Annotated in this window: 19 protein-coding genes; 7 read left to right on the top strand and 12 right to left on the bottom strand. The window is 66.4% G+C overall.

The window, feature by feature from the left end:
• The first annotated feature begins 28 nt into the window (after positions 1-28).
• Complete coding sequence (locus FQV39_RS20350) at positions 29-1,033, top strand: LysR family transcriptional regulator (protein WP_149131946.1); 1,005 nt, start codon at positions 29-31, stop codon at positions 1,031-1,033.
• A gap of 47 nt (positions 1,034-1,080) precedes the next feature.
• Here the strand turns inward: FQV39_RS20350 and FQV39_RS20345 are convergent, their stop codons facing one another.
• Both FQV39_RS20345 and FQV39_RS20340 read right to left on the bottom strand, forming a co-directional pair.
• Positions 1,081-1,506, bottom strand: a complete 426-nt coding sequence (locus FQV39_RS20345) for a DUF1330 domain-containing protein (protein WP_149131945.1) — start codon at positions 1,504-1,506, stop codon at positions 1,081-1,083.
• A 15-nt stretch (positions 1,507-1,521) separates the two neighbouring features.
• On the bottom strand, positions 1,522-2,334 hold the full coding sequence (locus tag FQV39_RS20340; protein WP_149131944.1) for a crotonase/enoyl-CoA hydratase family protein: 813 nt from the start codon (positions 2,332-2,334) through the stop codon (positions 1,522-1,524).
• Positions 2,335-2,417: 83 nt separating this feature from the next.
• On the opposite strand from FQV39_RS20340, the gene FQV39_RS20335 reads away from it, so the two are divergent.
• The 3 genes from FQV39_RS20335 (at position 2,418) to FQV39_RS20325 (ending at position 3,846) form a co-directional block, all read left to right on the top strand.
• On the top strand, positions 2,418-3,002 hold the full coding sequence (locus FQV39_RS20335; RefSeq protein WP_149131943.1) for a TetR/AcrR family transcriptional regulator: 585 nt from the start codon (positions 2,418-2,420) through the stop codon (positions 3,000-3,002).
• Positions 3,003-3,079: 77 nt separating this feature from the next.
• Complete coding sequence (locus FQV39_RS20330) at positions 3,080-3,358, top strand: hypothetical protein (protein ID WP_149131942.1); 279 nt, start codon at positions 3,080-3,082, stop codon at positions 3,356-3,358.
• Positions 3,355-3,846, top strand: a complete 492-nt coding sequence (locus FQV39_RS20325) for a YbaK/EbsC family protein (protein WP_149131941.1) — start codon at positions 3,355-3,357, stop codon at positions 3,844-3,846. Before FQV39_RS20330 ends, FQV39_RS20325 begins: the two co-directional genes overlap by 4 nt.
• Before the next feature lie 3 nt (positions 3,847-3,849).
• Here FQV39_RS20325 and FQV39_RS20320 read toward each other — a convergent pair whose 3' ends face one another.
• Positions 3,850-4,653, bottom strand: a complete 804-nt coding sequence (locus tag FQV39_RS20320; protein ID WP_149131940.1) for a DUF72 domain-containing protein — start codon at positions 4,651-4,653, stop codon at positions 3,850-3,852.
• A gap of 196 nt (positions 4,654-4,849) precedes the next feature.
• Here FQV39_RS20320 and FQV39_RS20315 point away from each other — a divergent pair, with 196 nt between their 5' ends.
• On the top strand, positions 4,850-5,293 hold the full coding sequence (locus tag FQV39_RS20315; protein ID WP_149131939.1) for a helix-turn-helix domain-containing protein: 444 nt from the start codon (positions 4,850-4,852) through the stop codon (positions 5,291-5,293).
• 28 nt (positions 5,294-5,321) lie between these two features.
• Here the strand turns inward: FQV39_RS20315 and FQV39_RS20310 are convergent, their stop codons facing one another.
• The 9 genes from FQV39_RS20310 to FQV39_RS20270 all read right to left on the bottom strand — a co-directional run bounded on the left by FQV39_RS20310 (position 5,322) and on the right by FQV39_RS20270 (position 15,728).
• Positions 5,322-6,830: a cyclic nucleotide-binding domain-containing protein gene (locus tag FQV39_RS20310; RefSeq protein ID WP_149131938.1), complete on the bottom strand. Its 1,509-nt coding sequence runs from the start codon at positions 6,828-6,830 to the stop codon at positions 5,322-5,324.
• 61 nt (positions 6,831-6,891) lie between these two features.
• The gene (locus FQV39_RS20305) at positions 6,892-7,866 is read right to left on the bottom strand and encodes an HlyD family secretion protein (RefSeq protein ID WP_187639999.1); all 975 of its coding nucleotides are present in this window, start codon (positions 7,864-7,866) and stop codon (positions 6,892-6,894) included.
• On the bottom strand, positions 7,859-10,201 hold the full coding sequence (locus FQV39_RS20300; RefSeq protein ID WP_149131936.1) for an ABC transporter permease: 2,343 nt from the start codon (positions 10,199-10,201) through the stop codon (positions 7,859-7,861). Before FQV39_RS20300 ends, FQV39_RS20305 begins: the two co-directional genes overlap by 8 nt.
• The gene (locus FQV39_RS20295; RefSeq protein WP_149131935.1) at positions 10,201-11,259 is read right to left on the bottom strand and encodes an HlyD family secretion protein; all 1,059 of its coding nucleotides are present in this window, start codon (positions 11,257-11,259) and stop codon (positions 10,201-10,203) included. Before FQV39_RS20295 ends, FQV39_RS20300 begins: the two co-directional genes overlap by 1 nt.
• A 217-nt stretch (positions 11,260-11,476) precedes the next feature.
• The gene (locus tag FQV39_RS20290; RefSeq protein WP_149131934.1) at positions 11,477-11,812 is read right to left on the bottom strand and encodes a hypothetical protein; all 336 of its coding nucleotides are present in this window, start codon (positions 11,810-11,812) and stop codon (positions 11,477-11,479) included.
• On the bottom strand, positions 11,812-12,708 hold the full coding sequence (locus FQV39_RS20285) for a DUF6772 family protein (RefSeq protein WP_472840602.1): 897 nt from the start codon (positions 12,706-12,708) through the stop codon (positions 11,812-11,814). The genes FQV39_RS20290 and FQV39_RS20285 overlap by 1 nt, the downstream gene beginning before the upstream one ends.
• Positions 12,709-12,712: 4 nt before the next feature.
• Positions 12,713-13,540: a carbohydrate ABC transporter permease gene (locus tag FQV39_RS20280; RefSeq protein ID WP_149131933.1), complete on the bottom strand. Its 828-nt coding sequence runs from the start codon at positions 13,538-13,540 to the stop codon at positions 12,713-12,715.
• Positions 13,533-14,408: a carbohydrate ABC transporter permease gene (locus tag FQV39_RS20275; RefSeq protein ID WP_248313084.1), complete on the bottom strand. Its 876-nt coding sequence runs from the start codon at positions 14,406-14,408 to the stop codon at positions 13,533-13,535. Before FQV39_RS20275 ends, FQV39_RS20280 begins: the two co-directional genes overlap by 8 nt.
• A 195-nt stretch (positions 14,409-14,603) precedes the next feature.
• Complete coding sequence (locus FQV39_RS20270; protein ID WP_149131932.1) at positions 14,604-15,728, bottom strand: mandelate racemase/muconate lactonizing enzyme family protein; 1,125 nt, start codon at positions 15,726-15,728, stop codon at positions 14,604-14,606.
• Positions 15,729-15,826: 98 nt separating this feature from the next.
• Between FQV39_RS20270 and FQV39_RS20265 the strand changes: the two genes are divergently transcribed.
• Entirely contained in the window at positions 15,827-16,618 is a 792-nt protein-coding gene (locus FQV39_RS20265; RefSeq protein WP_149131931.1) for a FadR/GntR family transcriptional regulator, read from the top strand.
• Positions 16,590-17,885: an ABC transporter substrate-binding protein gene (locus FQV39_RS20260; RefSeq protein WP_149131930.1), complete on the top strand. Its 1,296-nt coding sequence runs from the start codon at positions 16,590-16,592 to the stop codon at positions 17,883-17,885. The genes FQV39_RS20265 and FQV39_RS20260 overlap by 29 nt, the downstream gene beginning before the upstream one ends.

The following is a 17,885-nucleotide window of genomic DNA, read 5'->3' as shown; positions in this document are numbered from 1 at the left end:
TTCACAGCAGGAAACAATCGGGCGCCACATGGATCAGCTGACTGCCATGCGGGCTTTCGTGCGTGTCGTCGAGACCGGAACCTTCACCCGCGCGGCCGATCTCCTTGAGATGCCGAAGCCGACTGTGACGAAGCTGATCCAGCAGCTCGAAGCGCATCTACGCGCCAAGCTCCTGAACCGGACGACGCGGCGCGTGACCGTGACCATGGACGGCGCCGCCTATTACGAGCGGGCGCTGCGCCTGCTCGATGAGTTGGCCGAACTCGACGCCAGCCTCACCCTGGCGCAGGCGCGCCCGAGCGGCCGGCTGAGGGTCGATTGCAGCTCGGCACTGGCGATCTCGGTGATCATCCCGGCGCTGCACGAATTCCATGCCCGCTATCCCGACATCCAGCTCGATCTCGGCCTGAGCGACCGGCCGGCCGATCTCATCGGCGAGAACCTGGATTGCGCGGTGCGGGCCGGCGAGATCACGGACCAGAGCCTGATCGCCCGGCGGATCGGCGAGATGCAACTCATCACCTGCGCCTCACCCGACTATCTCGCCCGCTTCGGCACGCCGCGCCATCCGCGCGATATCGAGGAAGGGCACCAGATCGTCGCCTACCGGCCGGCGCTCGGCGGCCGCGTGCTGTCGATGATCTATCAGAACCCGACCGAAACGATCGAGATCACCGGCCGCTACACCATCTCGCTCAATGACGGCACGGGTTACCTCGCCGCCGGTCTCGCCGGTCACGGCATCGTGCAGCTGCCGACCTTCATGGCCCGCGAGCCGATCGCAGACGGGCGGCTCGTGCCGCTCCTGCTCGACTGGTGCGCGGCGCCGAAACCGCTTCACATCGTCTATCCGCCGAACCGGCACCTCAGCAATAAGGTGCGCGTCTTCGTCGACTGGCTGGCCGAGCTGTTTGCTAGGGACGATCTCGTTCGGAATGCGAATGGCGTTTCAATGCTCTGTCCAGCGCTTCAGTTCGCAGCCAACCAAGCTGCTGCGGAAGCGCCGGAGAGAGGCAAGGTTGGCACCGCCTGAGCCGAGCAGCGCGACCGCTTGCCCGCGCTGCTCGGGACACAGTCGCGTCATGCCGATCCGTCAAAGCTCGTACCGCTGGGGAGGACGCCGAGCCGGATGAGGCGGCTATCGGCAACCGCCGCGATGCGATGCGCCATCGCCTCCCGATAAGTCGGGTCGCGCAGCATCTCGGCGAAAGTATCGGAGCTCGGATACTCGGCGATGAAGCAGATATCCCAGCGCTCCTCCTCAGGGCCGATCATTCCAAGCTCGAACCTGCCGCGCCAGGCGATCCGGCCGCCGAGCCGGGCAAACACCGGCGCGCTGATCCGGCTGTAACTGGCATAGGCATCCGCTCCGGTTGCTCTCCGCCCATCGGGATAACGGGCTTCGGCATGCAGCCGGATCAGGTTGAGCATATGGACCGGACCCGGCCGGTTGTCTGCGCGGAAGGCGGCGAAGGTCTCGCGCGTGAAGATCGTAAAACCAGTCATGCTTGGTCTCCAGGCCTAGGCGACGGCGTTCAGCGACCACGATCCGGGATAGTCCGGCTTGCGGCGCGCGATCCAGGCATCGAGCCCTTCTCGCAGGTCGGCGGTCGGCGCCATCCGGGCGAACTGCTCGCCTTCGATCAGAAGCCCTTCGGCAATGCTCTGGTTGAGGCCGCGCGTGACCGCCCGGAGGATGCTCGCTGCCGCGAGCGGCGAATGCCGCAGGATGCGTCCGGCCAGATCGCGCGCGGCAGGCATGAGCTGGTCATGCGGAACGACCTGATTGACGAGGCCGAGCGCCAAGGCATGCTCCGGCGAGAACACGTCCCCCGTCAGCAGCAGCTCCAGCGCGCGCTTGCGCCCGGCCAGGCGCGGCAGGCGCTGGGTTCCGCCGAAGGTCGGCGGCATGCCGAGATTGATCTCCGGCTTGGCGAAGGAAGCGCGCTCGCTCGCGATCGCCAGAGGCACGGCCTCGGTGATCTCGCAGCCGCCGCCGAAGGCGAGGCCGTTGACCGCAGCGATGATAGGCTTGGGAAAGGCTTCCAGCCGCGCAGTGAGCCGCTGGCCGCGCGTGACGAAGTCCCGCATGGCGACATCGGCGCCCTGTGCAACGCTTTGCGAGAATTCGTGGATGTCGCCTCCGGCGGAAAAAGCACGGTCGCCGGCGCCCGTCAGGATGATGGCCCGCACGCCATCATCGGTCTCGATGGCATCGAGCAGCACGAGAAGACGATCGATCAGCGCGTAATTCAGGGCGTTGAGCTTGTCGGGGCGGTTGAGGGTGAGGGTCGCGATCGCATCGCGGGTTTCGGTCAGGACGAGATCAGTCATGGCTTTCTCTCCAGCAGGATTGCCGGAGAAGGATCGCCGCCTTCGCAGTTTGTGTATATTCACTAGTCGGTATACCTTGCGGCATGCAGGACGCCGCGCGCCCCACCCGCAAGCGCATTATCGATGCTGCGACGAAGCTCTTCTATGCGGAGGGAATCGGCCGCGTCAGCGTGGACGCCGTGGCCGAGAAGGCGGGGCTCACCAAGCGGACGCTCTACTATCATTTCAGGAGCAAGGACGATTTGGTCGCCGCCTATCTCGAGGCCCGAGATCAGCCCAACCTGAAGCAGATGGCCGGCTGGTTCGAGGCTGCCGATGGCGGTGTCGACCGCAAGGTCGAAGCGATCTTCTCCAATCTGGCGCGCGCCACGCGGCATCCGAAATGGAAGGGCTGCGGTTTCCTGCGCACCGCCGCGGAATTGGCCGCCATGCCCGGGCACCCAGCCATCAAGGCGGGGGCACGGCACAAGGCGAATTTCGAAAACTGGCTGGCCGGCGAGATGCAGAGCCGCGGCCTTGCCGACGCACGGGCTTTGGCCCGTGAAATCGTCCTGCTGATGGATGGCGCCTTTTCGATCATGCTGATCCATCGCAATCCCGATTATATCGAGGCAGCCGGCCGCGCTGCCGGGTCGCTCGTCAGGACGCGCATTTCGGCAAACGAATGAATCGCGTGCCTCGCGGCTTGCGCAGAGCAGGTAATCGATTGTTGTTTGTCATGATTTCGATTGGGCAGGTCTGACGCATGCACACCATCAAGGTCATCGGTATCGGCTTCGCCCTGCTTGGCATCCTGCTCGTCGCTGCGCCCCGCCTTGCCATCTCCGCCGGCCGCCCGATCGCATTCGCGGTCGGGTTGTTCCTGCCGCTCTGGTTGGTCGGCGCCCTCATCAACCTCTGGATCGGCGTCAACCGGGCGGGCTATACCGTGATGGAGGAAGCGCCGATCTTCCTTGTCGTCTTCGGCGTGCCGGCGATCGCCAGCCTGCTGATCCTCTTGCTGACCTCGCGAATTGCCCGATGAGCCTTCAATCCGTCCGCGCCTTCTTCGCCGAACACGCTCCCGACATCGCCGTCATCGTGACCGATGAGAGCAGCGCCACCGTGCCGCTCGCTGCCGCGGCCCATGGCGTCGAGCCGGGCCAGATCGCCAAGACGCTCTCGCTGCGCATCGGCGAGGAGGTGGTGCTCGTCGTCACGCGCGGCGATGCGCGGCTCGACAACCGGAAGGCGAAGGCCGCGCTCGGCGGCAAGCCGCGCATGCTCGGCCAGGAAGAGGTCGAGGCCCTGACGGGACATCCGGTCGGCGGCGTCTGCCCCTTCGGCCTCGCCACGCCGCTCAAGGTCTATTGCGATGTCTCGCTGAAGGCCTTCGATATCGTCGTCCCGGCGGCAGGCTCGACCCATAGCGCGCTGCGCATCGCGCCGCAGCGCATGGCCGAGCTGACTGAGGCCGAATGGGTCGATGTCTGCCAGGAGGTCGGGGCGCAGGAAGCGGTCGCGGCCGTCTGAGGCTCAACCTTTGGTTCTGGCGATCAGCTCCATCGCCGCCGCGGGATTACGGACCTTCCCGCCACTGATGACATAGAGGAAGACGTCGCGCTTCTCCTTGGGCGCCGCCGGCCCGACCGTCTCCAGCCCCTCCGGCACCCCGCCGGCAGCCCAATCCTGCGCGGCCTTGGCCCAGCGCGCGAGGCCGGTCTTGGAATAGCCCGTCGGCTCAGCTTCCTGCGTGCCCATGATCCGCGCATAGACGAAGGGCGCCGTCACATCGGCGATCTGGGTGTAGTCAGCATCGGCCGAGGTGATGGCGGCAACGCCATACTCACGCAGCAGCGCGATGAAATCAGGCGTGCGGAAGCTGTCATGCCTGACCTCGACGGCATGGCGCAGCGAGATGCCGTCCAGCTCCTTGGGCAGCAGCTTGAGGAACGCCTCGAAATCCGCGGGATCGAATTTCTTCGTCGGCATGAACTGCCAATTGATCGGTCCGAGCTTGTGCCTGAGCTCGGTCAATCCGCTGGTCAGGAATTTTTCGACCGAGGGACCGGCCTCCGCCAGCACGCGCCGGTTGGTGCAGAACCGCGAACCCTTCAATGCGAAGACGAAATCCTCTGGCGTCTCCTCGCGCCATTTCGCGAAGCTCTCCGGCTTCTGCGAACCGTAATAGGTGCCGTTGACCTCGATCGAGGTCAGCTTGCTTGCGGCATATTCGAGCTCGCGCTTCTGCGGCAGGTCCTTCGGATAGAAGGCTCCCCGCCAGGGTTCGTAGACCCAGCCGCCGATGCCGATGTGGATTTTTCCTGCTTCGCGCGCCATGGGCTGCTCCATCTTTCCGGGTCGCCGATCCTGCCGCGGTAGCTCGTCGCGCACCACCCGTTTTCAGCGACGGCTCATGCTACTTCGCCTGGCGCGCACCCCTGTCAGGAGAGGTGGACCGCTCGGCAGTGGACGCCTCGCAAGCCAGGGGCATAATGCGAGAGGCTCCCCCGTAGGTTGTGATTGAAAGCACCCGATGAAACCGGAACTGGCTCAGGTAAATCGGCATGTGGGCGACCGCCTTCGGCTGCTTCGCGGCAAGATGAGGCTCGCTCAGAAGGACATCGCCCTCCTTCTCGGCGTTTCGCACCAGCAAATCGGAAACTACGAGGATGGATCTGATCGGCTGACCGCCGGTGCGCTCTTCATTCTCTCCCAGCGGCTCGGCGTTGATCTGCACTTCTTCTTCGAAGGCTTGGCTCAGATTCCATCGGCGGACGGCTTCGCCGAGGAGCCCGCGGCAGATTACGGGGCCGAGCCAGCGCCGCCATCGGAAAGCCACCGACTGGACGAGGCGTTCGCGCGCATCCGTTCGCGAAAACTGCGGCTGCTTGCGATCCGCCTGGTCGAGGCCGTCGCGGCCGATGGGAAAGGCGAGGCGGAAAGTAAGTCGGCCGACGCATCACAGGCCAATCCATAGACCGGAACATGTCGCCCAGGCGTCCCAGTCAGAGCGAGAACAGGTGACGGATCCGTTCGGTCAGGCGGGACACCGTCAGGGCGCTCGTCGTCTCGCTGCTCTTCGCCAGATGGCGCGCATCGCCCGCGCTGCGCCGCGCCAGCAGCGTGCCGAGCTCGTCGGCCATGGAAGGGCGGTCACGCAACAGCGAGGCCAGCCCCTCCTGCGTGATCTCGTAGACGACCACATTGGTCAGCGCCTTGACCGTGCCGGGCTCGCCCGCCCCGGTCAGCAGCCCACCCTCGCCGAAGAAGTCGCCTGGAGCCAGGCGCCCCAATTCGGTCTCCCGCGTCTTCTCCTGCCGTGTGACGGTGGCGACGCCGCTGCGCACGATCATCAGGGATTTCGGCACGGCATCCTGCGCGGCCATGACCTCGCCCTTGCGGAAGCTGCGTCGGCTCATGGTCAGCGCCAGCGCCTCCCGCTCTTCCTCGCTCAGCGAGGAGAACAGTGCGATCGCGTCGAGCAGGCGCCGGGCCGTGCCGGGGCGGCTCGCATCATCCTTGCCTGATTTCGGAGCGGACGGCGCCGAGGTTCCCTGTGGCAATGCCAGCTCCAGCCCGGCAGCCTTCGCATGCCGGTAGATCAGATCGAAGATCTCGGTCCGCGCCCTCCCGACCGCCGCGATGTCGGCGACCTTGAAAGACAGCTCCAGTTCGACGGCACTCGCATCGAGCATCCGGACCTGAACGCTGGGCTCTGGCGCCGACAGGATGGAGTTGCCGCTCAGGAGAACCGTGCGCATCACCTCGACCATTGCGGAGGGAGCCTTGTCCGGCTTGAAGCGCACCGTCAGCGAGACGCCATGGCTGCGCTGTGGACTGCTCAGATTGGTCAGCCTGGCCTTGGCGAGATCGCTATTGGGCACGATGACGAGGTCGTTGGCGCCGTTGAGCAGATGCGTCGCGCGCCAGTTCGTCTCGACGACCTTGCCCTCGATCCCGCTGCCGAGCGACAGCCAGTCGCCGACCCCGTAGGGCTTGCTGAGATTGAGCGCGATGCCAGAGAACACGTCGCTGAGCGTGCTCTGCAGCGCCAAGCCGAGGATGATGGCGAAGACGCCCGAGGTTGCGATCAGCGTGCCCACCGGCGCGTTGAAGACATAGGCGACCACGGACAGGATCGCACCGACATAGATGATGCCGACGACGAGGTCTTGCAGCAACCGCCCCTCGCGCGGTTGCCGCTCGAAGATCAGGAAGACGCGGACCACGCTGATCAGCGACCAGGCAGCATTGGTCCACCAGATCACCTTCGCCAGGCCGACGAAGACACGCTGCAGCTTCGAGGCATCCGCTGGGCCCGGCTCGTAGGGAACGATGTCGTGGTGGAAGAGCAGAGCCGTCAGCGCCGCAAAGAAGATGAGTTGCCCGACGAGGCGGTGGGTCGGGCGGTTGCGCAGCAGCACCCGCGTCACCACGGCGCCGACGACCGCGAGGATGCCGGTCGAGATGATCGGGTCGTGGAGCATGTCGGTGAGGTCGCTGTAGCTCAGCATGGTCGCGAGCGTCGGTTGCGCCGCCGCAGCGCCACGACGCCCTGCTTGCGGCGGGCGTTCATCAACGCTCCGGCAGCCATATGGTCATCCCCGGCTCAAGGCCCTGGCCGCTGCCCTCGGGGTCCAGCCGGACACGGAAGGCATTGAGATCATGATCGCCGACGGCCCGCGCGGCGCGCCAGGTTGCGAACTCGCCGAGCGGGAGCAGCTCGGTCACGCGCGCCGGAACGCTGCGCCCGCCCGCAGCCGCCAGCGTCAGCCGGCTCCCGAGCGTCAACCCCGCCAGCGTGTCCTCGCGCATGGTGAAGGCGAACCATCGGTCGCCATCGACCTTGAGGGTCATCACGGGCTTGCCCGGCCCGATGATCTCGCCGGGCTCGGCGACACGAATCCCGATGGTGCCATCCACTGGCGCCGTCAGCCGTGTCTTCTCGAGCCGGGCCTGGAGATCCGCCAACGTCGCATCCGCCAAAGCGACCTTGGCATCGGCCAAGCCGCGTTCCTCAGCTGTCGGACCCGCACGCGCGAGCGCGGCCTGCGCCGTCTTGGCATCGAGGTCGGCCTGTGCCTTGGCGAGGGAGGCCGTGCTCTCATCGAGCTGCCGCTGGCTGGCGAAGCTGTTGTTCGCCAATGCGGCGGCCCGATCATATTGCTGCTTTGCCAGCAACTGATTGGCCTCACCGGTCTCGACCGCTTCGGCCGCGATCTGGACCTGCTCGGCACGGACGCCGGAATAGACCCTGTCGCGATCGGCGCGGGCGCTCTCCGCGGCGGCTTTCGCTTCGCCGAGCAGTGCGACCAGATCGGGATTGTCGAGCACGGCCAGGAGATCGCCCTTGCGCACCTGCTGCCCGGGCGCGACCGCGACGGTGGCCAGACGCCCGGTCGTGTCCGGCGCGATGCGGATCTCCGTCTGCCGCACCATGCCCGCAACCTGCGTCGGTGACGGCTCTGCGCGCCGCAGCCAGAGACTGACGCCGACCGCAACGACCGCCAGCGCCGCTGCGAGCAGGAGAGGCTTCCTCGCCCTAGCCACCCGAAGCCTCCCTTCTGCCGGACAACTGCATGCCGAGAATGGCGAGGACGGCATAGAGCCCCGCCAGCCCCCACAACCGGAGCCAATCCCTGAACACGTCGACGAAGGCCGCGCCCATCTGGTTGGCCCGCACCAGCGCATCGATGCCGGAGGTGCTCGGCAGTGCGAAACTGGCGCTGCGCAAGAGCGGCGGGATCGCCTCCGGCGGCCAGGCCACGCCGACGAGGAAGAAGAGCGGCAGGCTGATGCCGATCAACAGCAGCACCGCGGTCTCGCGATGCGCGAACCAGCTGCCGACGAACTGCCCGAGGAAGCTGATCGAGAGGATGAAGGGGATCGCGATCACCAGCAGGTCGAGAACACGATCGCTGGCGGAGAAACCGTAAAGCCGCGGCAGGACGATGAGGTAAAGCGCGAAGCCGGGAAGCGCCAGCAGGAGATGGGCGAGCCCCTGCCCCAGCACCGCCGTCACCGCGCCGCGATTGCGTCTGGCGCCATGCCCGCCGCTCTCGAAGGCGACCCCGCCCAGCGTCGCCGCCCCCATCATCAGAGTCTGCTGCAGAATGAGCATGAAGGCCGCGGGCACGATATAGCTGCCATAGCCGCCGGTGGGGTTGAACAGGGGTTGGTTCAGCACGGCGACCGGGGAGCCGCGAGCCAGCGCTGCGCGGGAGAGGCTGCCATCAGGACGGGCGCTGCCGGCGCTCAGCTCGGCCCTGACTGTGGCAATGCCCTCCTGAATGCCCTGAAGCGTGCGACTATAGAGCAGGAAATAGGCGGAATCGACGAAGGCCGGCAGCCGCGCCGGATTGCCCTTGAGCACCTCCCGCTGCGTACCGGCGGGGATATTGAGGATGCCGAACACCTCGCGGCGCGCCAGAGCCTGCTCGGCATCGGCAAGGCTCGCCGGGCGGGCGGCGAGGGCCACCGCCTCGTCCGCATCGAGCGTCTGGAGGATTCGCCGGCTGAGCTCGGTATTGTCATCGTCGACGACGGCGATCGGGATGTCTTTGACGAGCTGCCCGAGATAGGGCTGCGGGTAGAACACACCGTAGATGATCGGAGCCAGAACGATCAGGCTGAAGACGCCGCGATCACCGAGGACGCGACGATATTCCACGGCAAAAGAGGCAATGAGCCCGATCTTCGTCGCCATGGCCGGTTCCGTCTCGGCCGCGCCACGGATCGGCGGCATCCAGCCCCGCGCCACCGCACGCAACCGAAGCCAGGCCAGCCCGAAATAGAGCGCCGCCAGCCCGGCCAGGATGGCGAAGGGTTGGGCAGAGGCCTGGACCGGCACGCCGCGCGCCGCCTGGTCGAACAGGATCTGGATGTACCAGCGCAGCGGCAGCACCCCGCCCCACGCCTGGGCGAAGGCGCTCATCGCCAGGGCGGGAAAGCCGACGCCGGCGAAACCGAAGGCCGGCGAGCAGATGATACCGCTCAATGCCAGACCGGTGGGCAGGTCCTTGACGAGAAGCTGCAGCAGCGCACCGACGCAGAGATAGGCCAGGATCAGCAGGCAGGCGGCGGCGACCATCATTCCCGGATTGCCGCGGAACGGAATTTCGAGCAGGCCGTGGATGATGCCGAGCTCGACCGCCATCATCGCGATGAAGATGCAGAGATAGGGGATCAACTTCCCGACCAGCGCGGTCAGCGGGCTGCCGCCGGCGACCGCGAGCCATTCCGCCAGATTGCGCCGCCTGAACTCGGAACCGACGGCATAGCCAGCCGCTATCGTGACCACGACATGCAGCACCGTCGGCAGCACCGCCCGCAGCAGGAATTGCACATAGTTCAGCGCCGGATTGGTCAGGACATATTGCTCGACCACCAGCGGGCCCGGCGTATAGCCCTTGTTGCCGGAGCTGCCCTGCAGCTTGGCGATGGCGCCGGAGAGCGCCGACTGCAGGGAGCTCGACGCCGCATTGCCCGGCGTGAAGAACTGCTTGTTGTAGAAGATCACCACCTCGGGCCGCCGGCCGGCCAGCAGGTCGCGCTCGAGATTCTGCGGAATATAGACCGTGGCGAGCGCCGCACCCGAGCGGATCGCATGCATCGCGCCGCTGAGATCGGCGGAGCGAGCCGCCACCAGCACGCCCGGCGCCGCATTGATCGCCTGCACGAAGTTCTGCGAGCTCTGGGACCGATCCTGATCGACGATATCGACCCTGAGATCGCGGATCACCGCATTGCCGAAGGTCGCCGCCAGCAGTGCGAAGGCGATCAGCGGGATGCCGATCACCAGCAGCAGCGCCACCCTGTCACGCGCAATCCAGCGCAGCTCCCGCGCGGCGACTGCCAGGACGCCGACGGCGGGTCGGGTGGCCATCAGCGCACCTTGTTCCAGTCGGCATAGGCGCTCATGCCGGGCCGCAGCAGCGGCAGCTTCTCGACCGGATAGGCCCGGACCTCGAAGGTCCTGAGGTCGAAATCGCCAGTCGCCCGCGTCGCCCGCCAGCCGGCATATTCGCCGCGCGTGGCGATAGTCCGCACCTCGACGGTTATCAGCTGGTCGCCGAGCGCCGGGATCCTGACCGCGAAGCGTTCGCCGACCTTGAGCCCCTTCACCAGATCCTCGCGCAGATCGAAACGCAGCCAGACATCGCTCAGATCGACCAGCGAAAGCAGCGATACGCCGGGCGAGACATACTCCCCGAGCTCGATGCCGAGCTGATAGACCTGAGCCGCGACGGGCGCTTTCACCGCGAGCTCCCCCACCTGCGCACGCAAGGTCTCGATCGCGGCTTCAGCCTTGGCGACGGACGCCTTGGCAACGGCGCGCTCCTCGGGCGTGTAGCCGGCGACAGCCTCGTCATAGGCGAGCTTCGCCTGCTGGGCGCTGCGCTTGGCGACGTCGAGGGTGGCCGTCGCCTCGTCGAGTTTCTGGACCGAGGCGAAATCGCGCTCCGAGAGCCGCTTCGTCCGGTCGTAATTCTGCTGTGCCAGAGTCAGGTTGGCCTCGTTCGAGGCGACGGCCGCCTTGCGCTGCGCCACCACCTCGGCGCGCGTGCCGACCTGGATGCGCGCGAGATCGGCCAGCGCAACCTGCTTCGCTGCCTCGGTCTCGCGCAGCTTCGTCAGCAATTGCGGATTGTCGATCTCGACCAGGAGCTGGCCCGCTGCGACATTGTCCCCGCGCGAGACCGGCCGCTGGCCAACGCGCCCATCAACCCGCGCCGCGACGTCGATCCGCGTCGCATCGGCCTCGCCCTGGATCAGAAGCGGCTGTGGCTGCGCGAGATACCAGAGGGAGAGCCCGACGATCGCCGCTACCGACACCGCGACCACCACCGCGGCGGCGCGCGAAGGACCCGGCGGCTCGGGAACGGGAGGCGGGGTCTGGGCAGTCTCGCCCTGCTGCGGTCGAAGCGGCTCCGTCACCACCATCCTGCGCCCCTCCCGCCGAAGCCTCGGGCGTCATCATAGGCATCGCGCCGGCGTCCTGTCACGACGTCCCCGCACGTCATGAAGTTGGCGCTGCTTCAGCACCTGCCTTCAGGGTAAAGGCGCGCCAACGGCTCGTGCGGTGCGGCCATGACCGAAGGGGGCCCATAGCGGCCGCTTCAGCCAGCCCACCAATTCCGCACCGGCACGAAGCCCTCGATCAGGCTTTCAGGTGGAACGTCACAAGCACGGTGATCTGGGAGCCATCCGGCAGCGTCGCAGCGATGCGCAGGAAGTTGCCGAAATGGCTCAACCGCTGAAACGTGACCGCGTTTTGCGTCGCAGGCAGATCGAACTCCGAGCCCTCGGCACACCAGTGCATCCCATCTGCCGAAATCTCGACCCTGGCCTTGGGCAGCGGGCCCTGCGGCTCCTTCAGCGCCCTGACGAAGACGATCGCCTCCTTCGCCCAGCCGGCCTCGTAGGGCTCGGTCGCGCTCGTCCCCGTCCAGGTTTCGTTGCGGGCGACGACGGCGGTCAGGTTCTCGGGCAGCATCAGAAATCCCCCGACAGGCAGACGGAGTCGAGATAGGCGAAGGCGCGCTTGTCGGTGTCGGTCTCGGCGAAGAAGGCTAGGTTGAGCATGCACCACAGGTTCTTCATCGCCGGGATGCGAATGCAATCGAAGCCGTCCATCGCGAAGACCCGGTCATTGACCTGGAAGCGCGTCGCCTGCATCGCGGCGAGGTCGAAGTCGAAGCGCAGATAGTGCCAGTTCACCTTGGTCGGGATCTCGTTGTAGCAGAGCCGCTGCTCGCCGCCCGGCAGGTCCTCCCAGTCCTCGGGAGCGAGATGATAGTGGGTGATCGTCTTGCCGGCGCTGCCGATGGGCTTGATCGGCGTCGTCCGGCGCTTGAACTGCCATTTCTGGATGTGCTGGCCGTCCTGCGCATTGAGAAAGCGCAGATGCGGCATGACGCGGTCGCCCGGCCCTGACGTATCGCCGATCTGGAGATCGTAGAGGAAACCGAAGGAGCGGATGTCGGTTTCCGAGAGCGCGAGCTCGGTCGCCTCGGGCTTGAAGGTGAAATAGGCCTCCAGCCGGATCGGCCCGGCCTTGCGGAAGGTCAGCCGTTTGATCGCGACGTTCTGCGCGCCCTTCCTGGCCCTCGTCGCGATCTTCAGCGCGTAGGAGCCGTCGACCCCGCCATGCGAGCCGAAATCCCAATTCGGCAGCGTCGAGAGCATGGCGTGGCTATGCTGGGCATAGCCCGGCAGCATCGCGTCCAGCGTGTCCTCGTAATTGCCGACGAGCTGCGTCCAGCCGCACATCCCGCGGTCGAAATCATCGAGGCAGATGATGCGTGGCAGCGGGTCGAAGCGGCTGAGCTGCGGGTCGCTCTCGCGCAGGGCGCGGCGCATGTCGTCGAGCCGGGACTCTGATGGGTTCATGGTGTTACCCCTTCACCGCGCCGGCGGTGAGGCCGGCGACGAGGTGCTTCTGCATGAGGATGACGAAGGCGAGCACCGGCACGAGCTGCACGGTGGAAGCCGCGAAGAGCACGCCCCATTCGACGCCTTCCACGGCGCCGATCATCTCGGAGATCACCAGCGGGGCCGTCTTGGCCTTGGTGGTGGTGAAGATGAAGGCGAAGAGGAACTCGTTCCAGGCATAGACGATGACGAAGACCGACACGGCCAGCATGCCCTGCGCCGCCATCGGCAGGATGACGCGGGCGATGATCTGCATCTGCGAGGCGCCGTCCATCATCGCGGCCTCATCCAGCTCGCGCGGGATCTGGTCGATGAAGGTGCGCATCACCACCGTCCCGAGCGAGACGAAGAAGGTGGCGTAGAGCAGGATCAGGATGAAATGCGTGTCGTTGAGGCCGAGCCAGTTCACCACCGGGAAGAGCGGCAGCGTGATCACGATCGGCGGGATCAGCCGCATGAAGATCAGGAAGAAGGCCGAGGCCTGTAAGGACCGCGATGCGAAGCGCGAATAGGCGAAGCCGGCAAGCAGCGAGACGCCGACCGCGAGCACGGTCGCGCCGACGGTGATGAGAAAGCTGTTCCACAGGCCGAAGAAGAAATCGCCCCAGCGGCTCCAGAGCGCCTGATAGTTCGCCAGCGTCGGCGCGAAGGAGAGGGCTCCCGTCGGCGAGAAGATGTCGCGATCGGCCTTGAAGGAGGACAGCGCGATCAGGCCGATCGGCAGGAGCGACCAGGCGACGACCGCCAGCACGCCAAGGAGCTTAAGGAGGTGGCGCAGGAGCCTAGGCATGCTTGCCGAACATCTCCCTGTAGAGCCGGCGCAGATAGAACAGCGCGAGCAGGAGCGAAGCGAGCACGAGCAGCCAGCCGGTGGCGGCGGCCGAGCCGAAGGCGTTGTAACGGAAAGCCTCGAGATAGAGATAGACCGCCATCACCTCGGTCGAGCGCGCCGGCCCGCCACCGGTCATCAGCCAGACCTCGGAGAACAAACGGAAGGCGAAGATGTAACGGAACAGCGCGGCGATCAGCAGCGCCGGCATCAGCAGCGGCAGCGTCACGCGGCGGAAGGACGTCCAGGCCGAGGCACCGTCGATCGCGGCGGCCTCGTAGAGATCACTGGGGATCGAGAGCCGCGCGGCGTAGAGGATGATGAAGCTGAAGGGCAGATGCAGCCAGATCGAGAGCAGGCTGACCATGGCGAGGCCATGGCTCGGGTTTACCGCCCATTCGATCGGCGGCAGCCCGATCGTGGCGAGGAGTCGGCTCATCATCCCGACATCCGGCTCGAACAGGTATCGCCACATCACCACAGCCGTAACCTCGCTGACCGCATAGGGCGCCAGCACGATGGCGAGCAGCAGCGGCCGAAACGGCACGCCGGAAGCGAAGAACAGCGCCATGCCGAGCCCGATCAAAAGCTCGACATGCACAACCACGGCGACGATGATCACCGTGTTGAGCAACGCCTTCCAGAAATACGGATCGGCCAGCACCTTGGCGTAGTTGGCGAGGCCGACGAAGCTCGCCTGCTGGCCGAAGGAGGACTGGTTGAGGCTCAGCCAGAAGACATAGATCGCCGGCAGGAAGATGATGCCGCCAATCATGAGCTGGACCGGCGAGACCAGCGCGATGGCGGAGAGCGGCGTGCGGGTGGTCACCGGCGTCCTCGCAATGTCGCAACCGCTTCAGCCTGCGGCGTCATCCCGGGCCAGCGAAGCGCAGACCCGGGATCCATCGTAGAGCGCCGAGCCCTCCGATGGATCCCGGATCGGCGCCGCTGCGCGGCTTGTCCGGGATGACGTGGAGGTTCATGGGCACATCGGGTGGTGGTTAGAAAGCGCCTCATCCCGGCCTCACGCGATCCTGAAGCGCTTCAGCGCCTCGCGGTCGATCTCGATGCCGAGGCCCGGTCCCTGCGGGATGGTGAGCTTGCCGTCAACGAGCTGCGAGCCTTCGCCGACGAGCGGATGCGTGAAAGCATCGCGCAGCGGGTTCTCGTAGACCATGCATTCGAAGGTCCGGAAGCTCTCCGCCGCCGCGGCGAGCTGCAGGCTCGCGGCGACGCAGATCGCGCCGGACCAGCCGACATGCGGCGCATAGGCGGTGTTGAAGGTCGCTGCGAGCTCGGCGATGCGCCAGGTCTCGGTGATGCCGCCGGAGCGCGTGACGTCGGGCTGGATCAGGCCAAGCGAGCGGTCCTGCAGCATGGTGAGCGCCTCGCTTGCGACGAAATCGCTCTCGCCGGCTGCGAGGCGGATCGGCAGATGCTGTGCGAGACGCCGATAACCCTCCCGATCATGCGGCGCGATCGGTTCCTCGAAGAAGCCATAGCCGAGATCGGCCAGCGCGCGCCCGACGATCAAGGCGTCGTCGACGTCATAGGCCCAGTTCGCATCGACATAGAGCGCGATGTCGTCGCCGGCGAGCCGGCGGATCAGCTTCGCGCGGGCCACCGCATCGCGCAACGGATGGCCGAGCTTGACCTTGATCTCGCGGAAGCCGGCCTTCAACGCCGCTGCCACTTCCGCCTCGACCGTCGCATCGTCGAGCCAGTTGATCGAGGAGGCATAGGCCGCGACCTCCTTGCGTCCCATGCCGCCGAGCAGGCGGTGGATCGGCTCGCCCGCCTGCTTTCCGGCGATATCCCAGAGCGCGATGTCGACTGCGGCGATCGCCTCGACGATCTGCCCGCCGGGCCGGCCCGAGAGCGCCGCCCGCATCGCCTTCCAGAGCGCGCGCCGGTCGGCGGCGTCGCGGCCAATCAGCCGTGGAACCAGGGCCTCCTCGATGAAGCGTGCATAGCCGGCCGCACCGCGCCGGCAGAGGCCTTCGCCAACGCCGATCGTGCCGTCCGCGGTCTCGACCTCGACAACAACGATCTCGATCGCCGGATAGTCGCCCTGCGACGTCCGCTGGACCTTGGGCAGGGTCGCCCGCAACGGATGCGCGACGACTTTTGAAATCCGGCTGGCTGGCATGAGGTGGCGTCCTCCCTGAAGGACATCATCTTATCTGATAGGTTGAACAGTTGCCAAGGAACGCGGCATCTGTCAATGATCGCCACCGGAGGCGATTAATGAGCGACACCGCCCGTTCCGTGCTGGATGACGACGATCTTTTCGCCGGCGGCGATGTCGTGCCGATGCGGCTCGGCGATGCCGTGATCCAGCGCATCACGCAGGCGATCCACGAGGGGCGGCTCAAGCCAGGCGACTCCCTGCCTTCCGAAGCGCGCATCGCCGCCTCCTTTGGCGTCAGCAAGCCGATCGCGCGCGAGGCCATCCGCCAGCTCGCGGCGATGGGCGTCGTGCATATCCAGCAGGGCAAGCCGACGCGGGTGCAGGCGCTCGATGCTGCCCCGCTCGACCGCTTCTACCGCTTCGCCGTGCGCGGTCGCGCCAATGGCCTGACCGAGGCGGTCGAGCTGCGCCGCATCCTCGAGCCGCCGATCGCGGCGCACAGCGCCGTGCGGCGCTCGGCCGAGGATATCGAGAAGCTCGATCTCATTCTCGCCCGGATGGAGGATGCGCTCGGCAACGTGCCGCGCTGGATCGAGGCCGATCTCGACTTCCACGAGGCCGTCGCCGCCTCATCCGGCAACCGTCTGCTCGATTTCCAGATCCGGGGCTTGAGGCCGGTCATCCGCGAGGTGATGGAGATCTTCAATTCGCGTGAGGCGCGCGGCCCCGAGGACTGGCAGCGCACCTTCGAGCGGCATGTCCGCGTCGTCGATGCCATTCGGGCTGGCGATCCCATCGCGGCCGCGGCCGCCATGAACAAACATTTCGAAGCGGCTGAAGCCGCCATCGCGGAACTCGCGAACCATAGGGAGGACCATCATGAGCCAGAGGACGACGCTCGACCGTAGACAGTTCGGAGCCGGCATCCTGGGCTTGAGCTTCGCCGGGTTCGGCAGTGCGGCGCAGGCGCAGAGCGGCCCGTTCAACGTCTTCACCCATCGCGTCATGCAGACGGTGGCGACCGGCGCGCAGGGCGGCGACATCACCAAGGACTGGGCGCAGAAGAACGGCGTCACCGTCCAATGGACCACCTTCGATACCGGCCCGCTGCAGGAGCGTCTGTTCCGCGAGGCGAGCCTCGGCGAGACCTCGGTGGATGTCGGCTTCGTCGTCAACACGCAGGTCGTGCCGCGCGCCGCGACGCTGTTCGAGCCACTCGACGACTACCTGAAGAATGACCCCGTCGAGGACCCGGCCGACATCTTCCCCGGCCTGATGCAGGGTATGAAGGTCGGCGGCAAGCAGCTCGCCATTCCCTTCCGCCACGCTTCCTCCGGCCTGCACTACAATGAGGAAATTCTGGCGGAGAAGGGCTTCTCGAAGCCGCCGGCGACGATCGAGGAGATGATCGAGATCGCCAAGGCCTGCAGCTATCGCCGCCCCGACGGCACGCAGGTCGTCGGCCTCTGCACGCCGGGCGTGACCTACCCCAACGTGATCGACCTCGCCCGCGCCTGGGACGGCGAGTTCATCACGCCCGACTTCAAATGCGTGGCCGACCAGCCGCCGATGCTGAACGCGATCCGCACGCTGCGCGAGCTTTTCCAGGCCAATGCCTTCCCGCGCAGTTTCGCGACGCTTTCGCCCGAGGACGTCAATGTCTGGATGCAGCAGGGCCGCGCCGCGATGAGCCTGCAGAGCATGGGTCGCAACCGCATCTACAACGATCCGCAGAAGTCGAAATTCCCCGGAAAGATCAAGACGATCGCGGTGCCCGCCTCGAAGACGCTCGCGGGCAGATACGCCGCCGCCCCGGCCAAGGTCGAGTTCTGGGGCATGGTCATCCCAAAGAACGCCAAGCGCAAGGATCTCGCCTGGAGCTTCATCAAGGCGATGTCGTCCAAGGAGGCGACGCTGAAGGCCGCGCTCAACGGCAACGGTCCGGTGCGCGCCTCGACCTATGCCGACCAGAGCTTCGCCGGGACCGTGCCGTATGCAGGCGAGGAACTGAAGGTGCTCAAGGTCGCGCGCGTGCCGATGCCGGCCTTCGACGAGGCCGCCCGCGCCGGCGACCTGTTCAAGGAGGAGGCGGAGGCTGCCGTTCTCGGCATGAAGACGCCGGAGGAGGCGATGGCTTCGCTGGTGAAGCGCGTGCAGCCGCTGCTGCCGGCCTGA

This window comes from Bosea sp. F3-2, assembly GCF_008253865.1.
GTDB lineage: Bacteria > Pseudomonadota > Alphaproteobacteria > Rhizobiales > Beijerinckiaceae > Allobosea.
This window is presented reverse-complemented; position numbering and strand designations above follow the sequence as displayed.

Coding starts and splice junctions, on each gene's coding strand:
- FQV39_RS20335 (WP_149131943.1), top strand. CDS start 2,418: ATGCAGGACGCCGCGCGCCCCACCCGCAAGCGCATTATCGATGCTGCG.
- FQV39_RS20270 (WP_149131932.1), bottom strand. CDS start 15,728: ATGCCAGCCAGCCGGATTTCAAAAGTCGTCGCGCATCCGTTGCGGGCG.
- FQV39_RS20350 (WP_149131946.1), top strand. CDS start 29: ATGGATCAGCTGACTGCCATGCGGGCTTTCGTGCGTGTCGTCGAGACC.
- FQV39_RS20345 (WP_149131945.1), bottom strand. CDS start 1,506: ATGACTGGTTTTACGATCTTCACGCGCGAGACCTTCGCCGCCTTCCGC.
- FQV39_RS20300 (WP_149131936.1), bottom strand. CDS start 10,201: ATGGCCACCCGACCCGCCGTCGGCGTCCTGGCAGTCGCCGCGCGGGAG.
- FQV39_RS20310 (WP_149131938.1), bottom strand. CDS start 6,830: ATGCTGAGCTACAGCGACCTCACCGACATGCTCCACGACCCGATCATC.
- FQV39_RS20340 (WP_149131944.1), bottom strand. CDS start 2,334: ATGACTGATCTCGTCCTGACCGAAACCCGCGATGCGATCGCGACCCTC.
- FQV39_RS20315 (WP_149131939.1), top strand. CDS start 4,850: ATGAAACCGGAACTGGCTCAGGTAAATCGGCATGTGGGCGACCGCCTT.
- FQV39_RS20285 (WP_472840602.1), bottom strand. CDS start 12,708: ATGAACCCATCAGAGTCCCGGCTCGACGACATGCGCCGCGCCCTGCGC.
- FQV39_RS20265 (WP_149131931.1), top strand. CDS start 15,827: ATGAGCGACACCGCCCGTTCCGTGCTGGATGACGACGATCTTTTCGCC.
- FQV39_RS20290 (WP_149131934.1), bottom strand. CDS start 11,812: ATGCTGCCCGAGAACCTGACCGCCGTCGTCGCCCGCAACGAAACCTGG.
- FQV39_RS20325 (WP_149131941.1), top strand. CDS start 3,355: ATGAGCCTTCAATCCGTCCGCGCCTTCTTCGCCGAACACGCTCCCGAC.
- FQV39_RS20260 (WP_149131930.1), top strand. CDS start 16,590: ATGAGCCAGAGGACGACGCTCGACCGTAGACAGTTCGGAGCCGGCATC.
- FQV39_RS20280 (WP_149131933.1), bottom strand. CDS start 13,540: ATGCCTAGGCTCCTGCGCCACCTCCTTAAGCTCCTTGGCGTGCTGGCG.
- FQV39_RS20320 (WP_149131940.1), bottom strand. CDS start 4,653: ATGGCGCGCGAAGCAGGAAAAATCCACATCGGCATCGGCGGCTGGGTC.
- FQV39_RS20330 (WP_149131942.1), top strand. CDS start 3,080: ATGCACACCATCAAGGTCATCGGTATCGGCTTCGCCCTGCTTGGCATC.
- FQV39_RS20295 (WP_149131935.1), bottom strand. CDS start 11,259: ATGGTGGTGACGGAGCCGCTTCGACCGCAGCAGGGCGAGACTGCCCAG.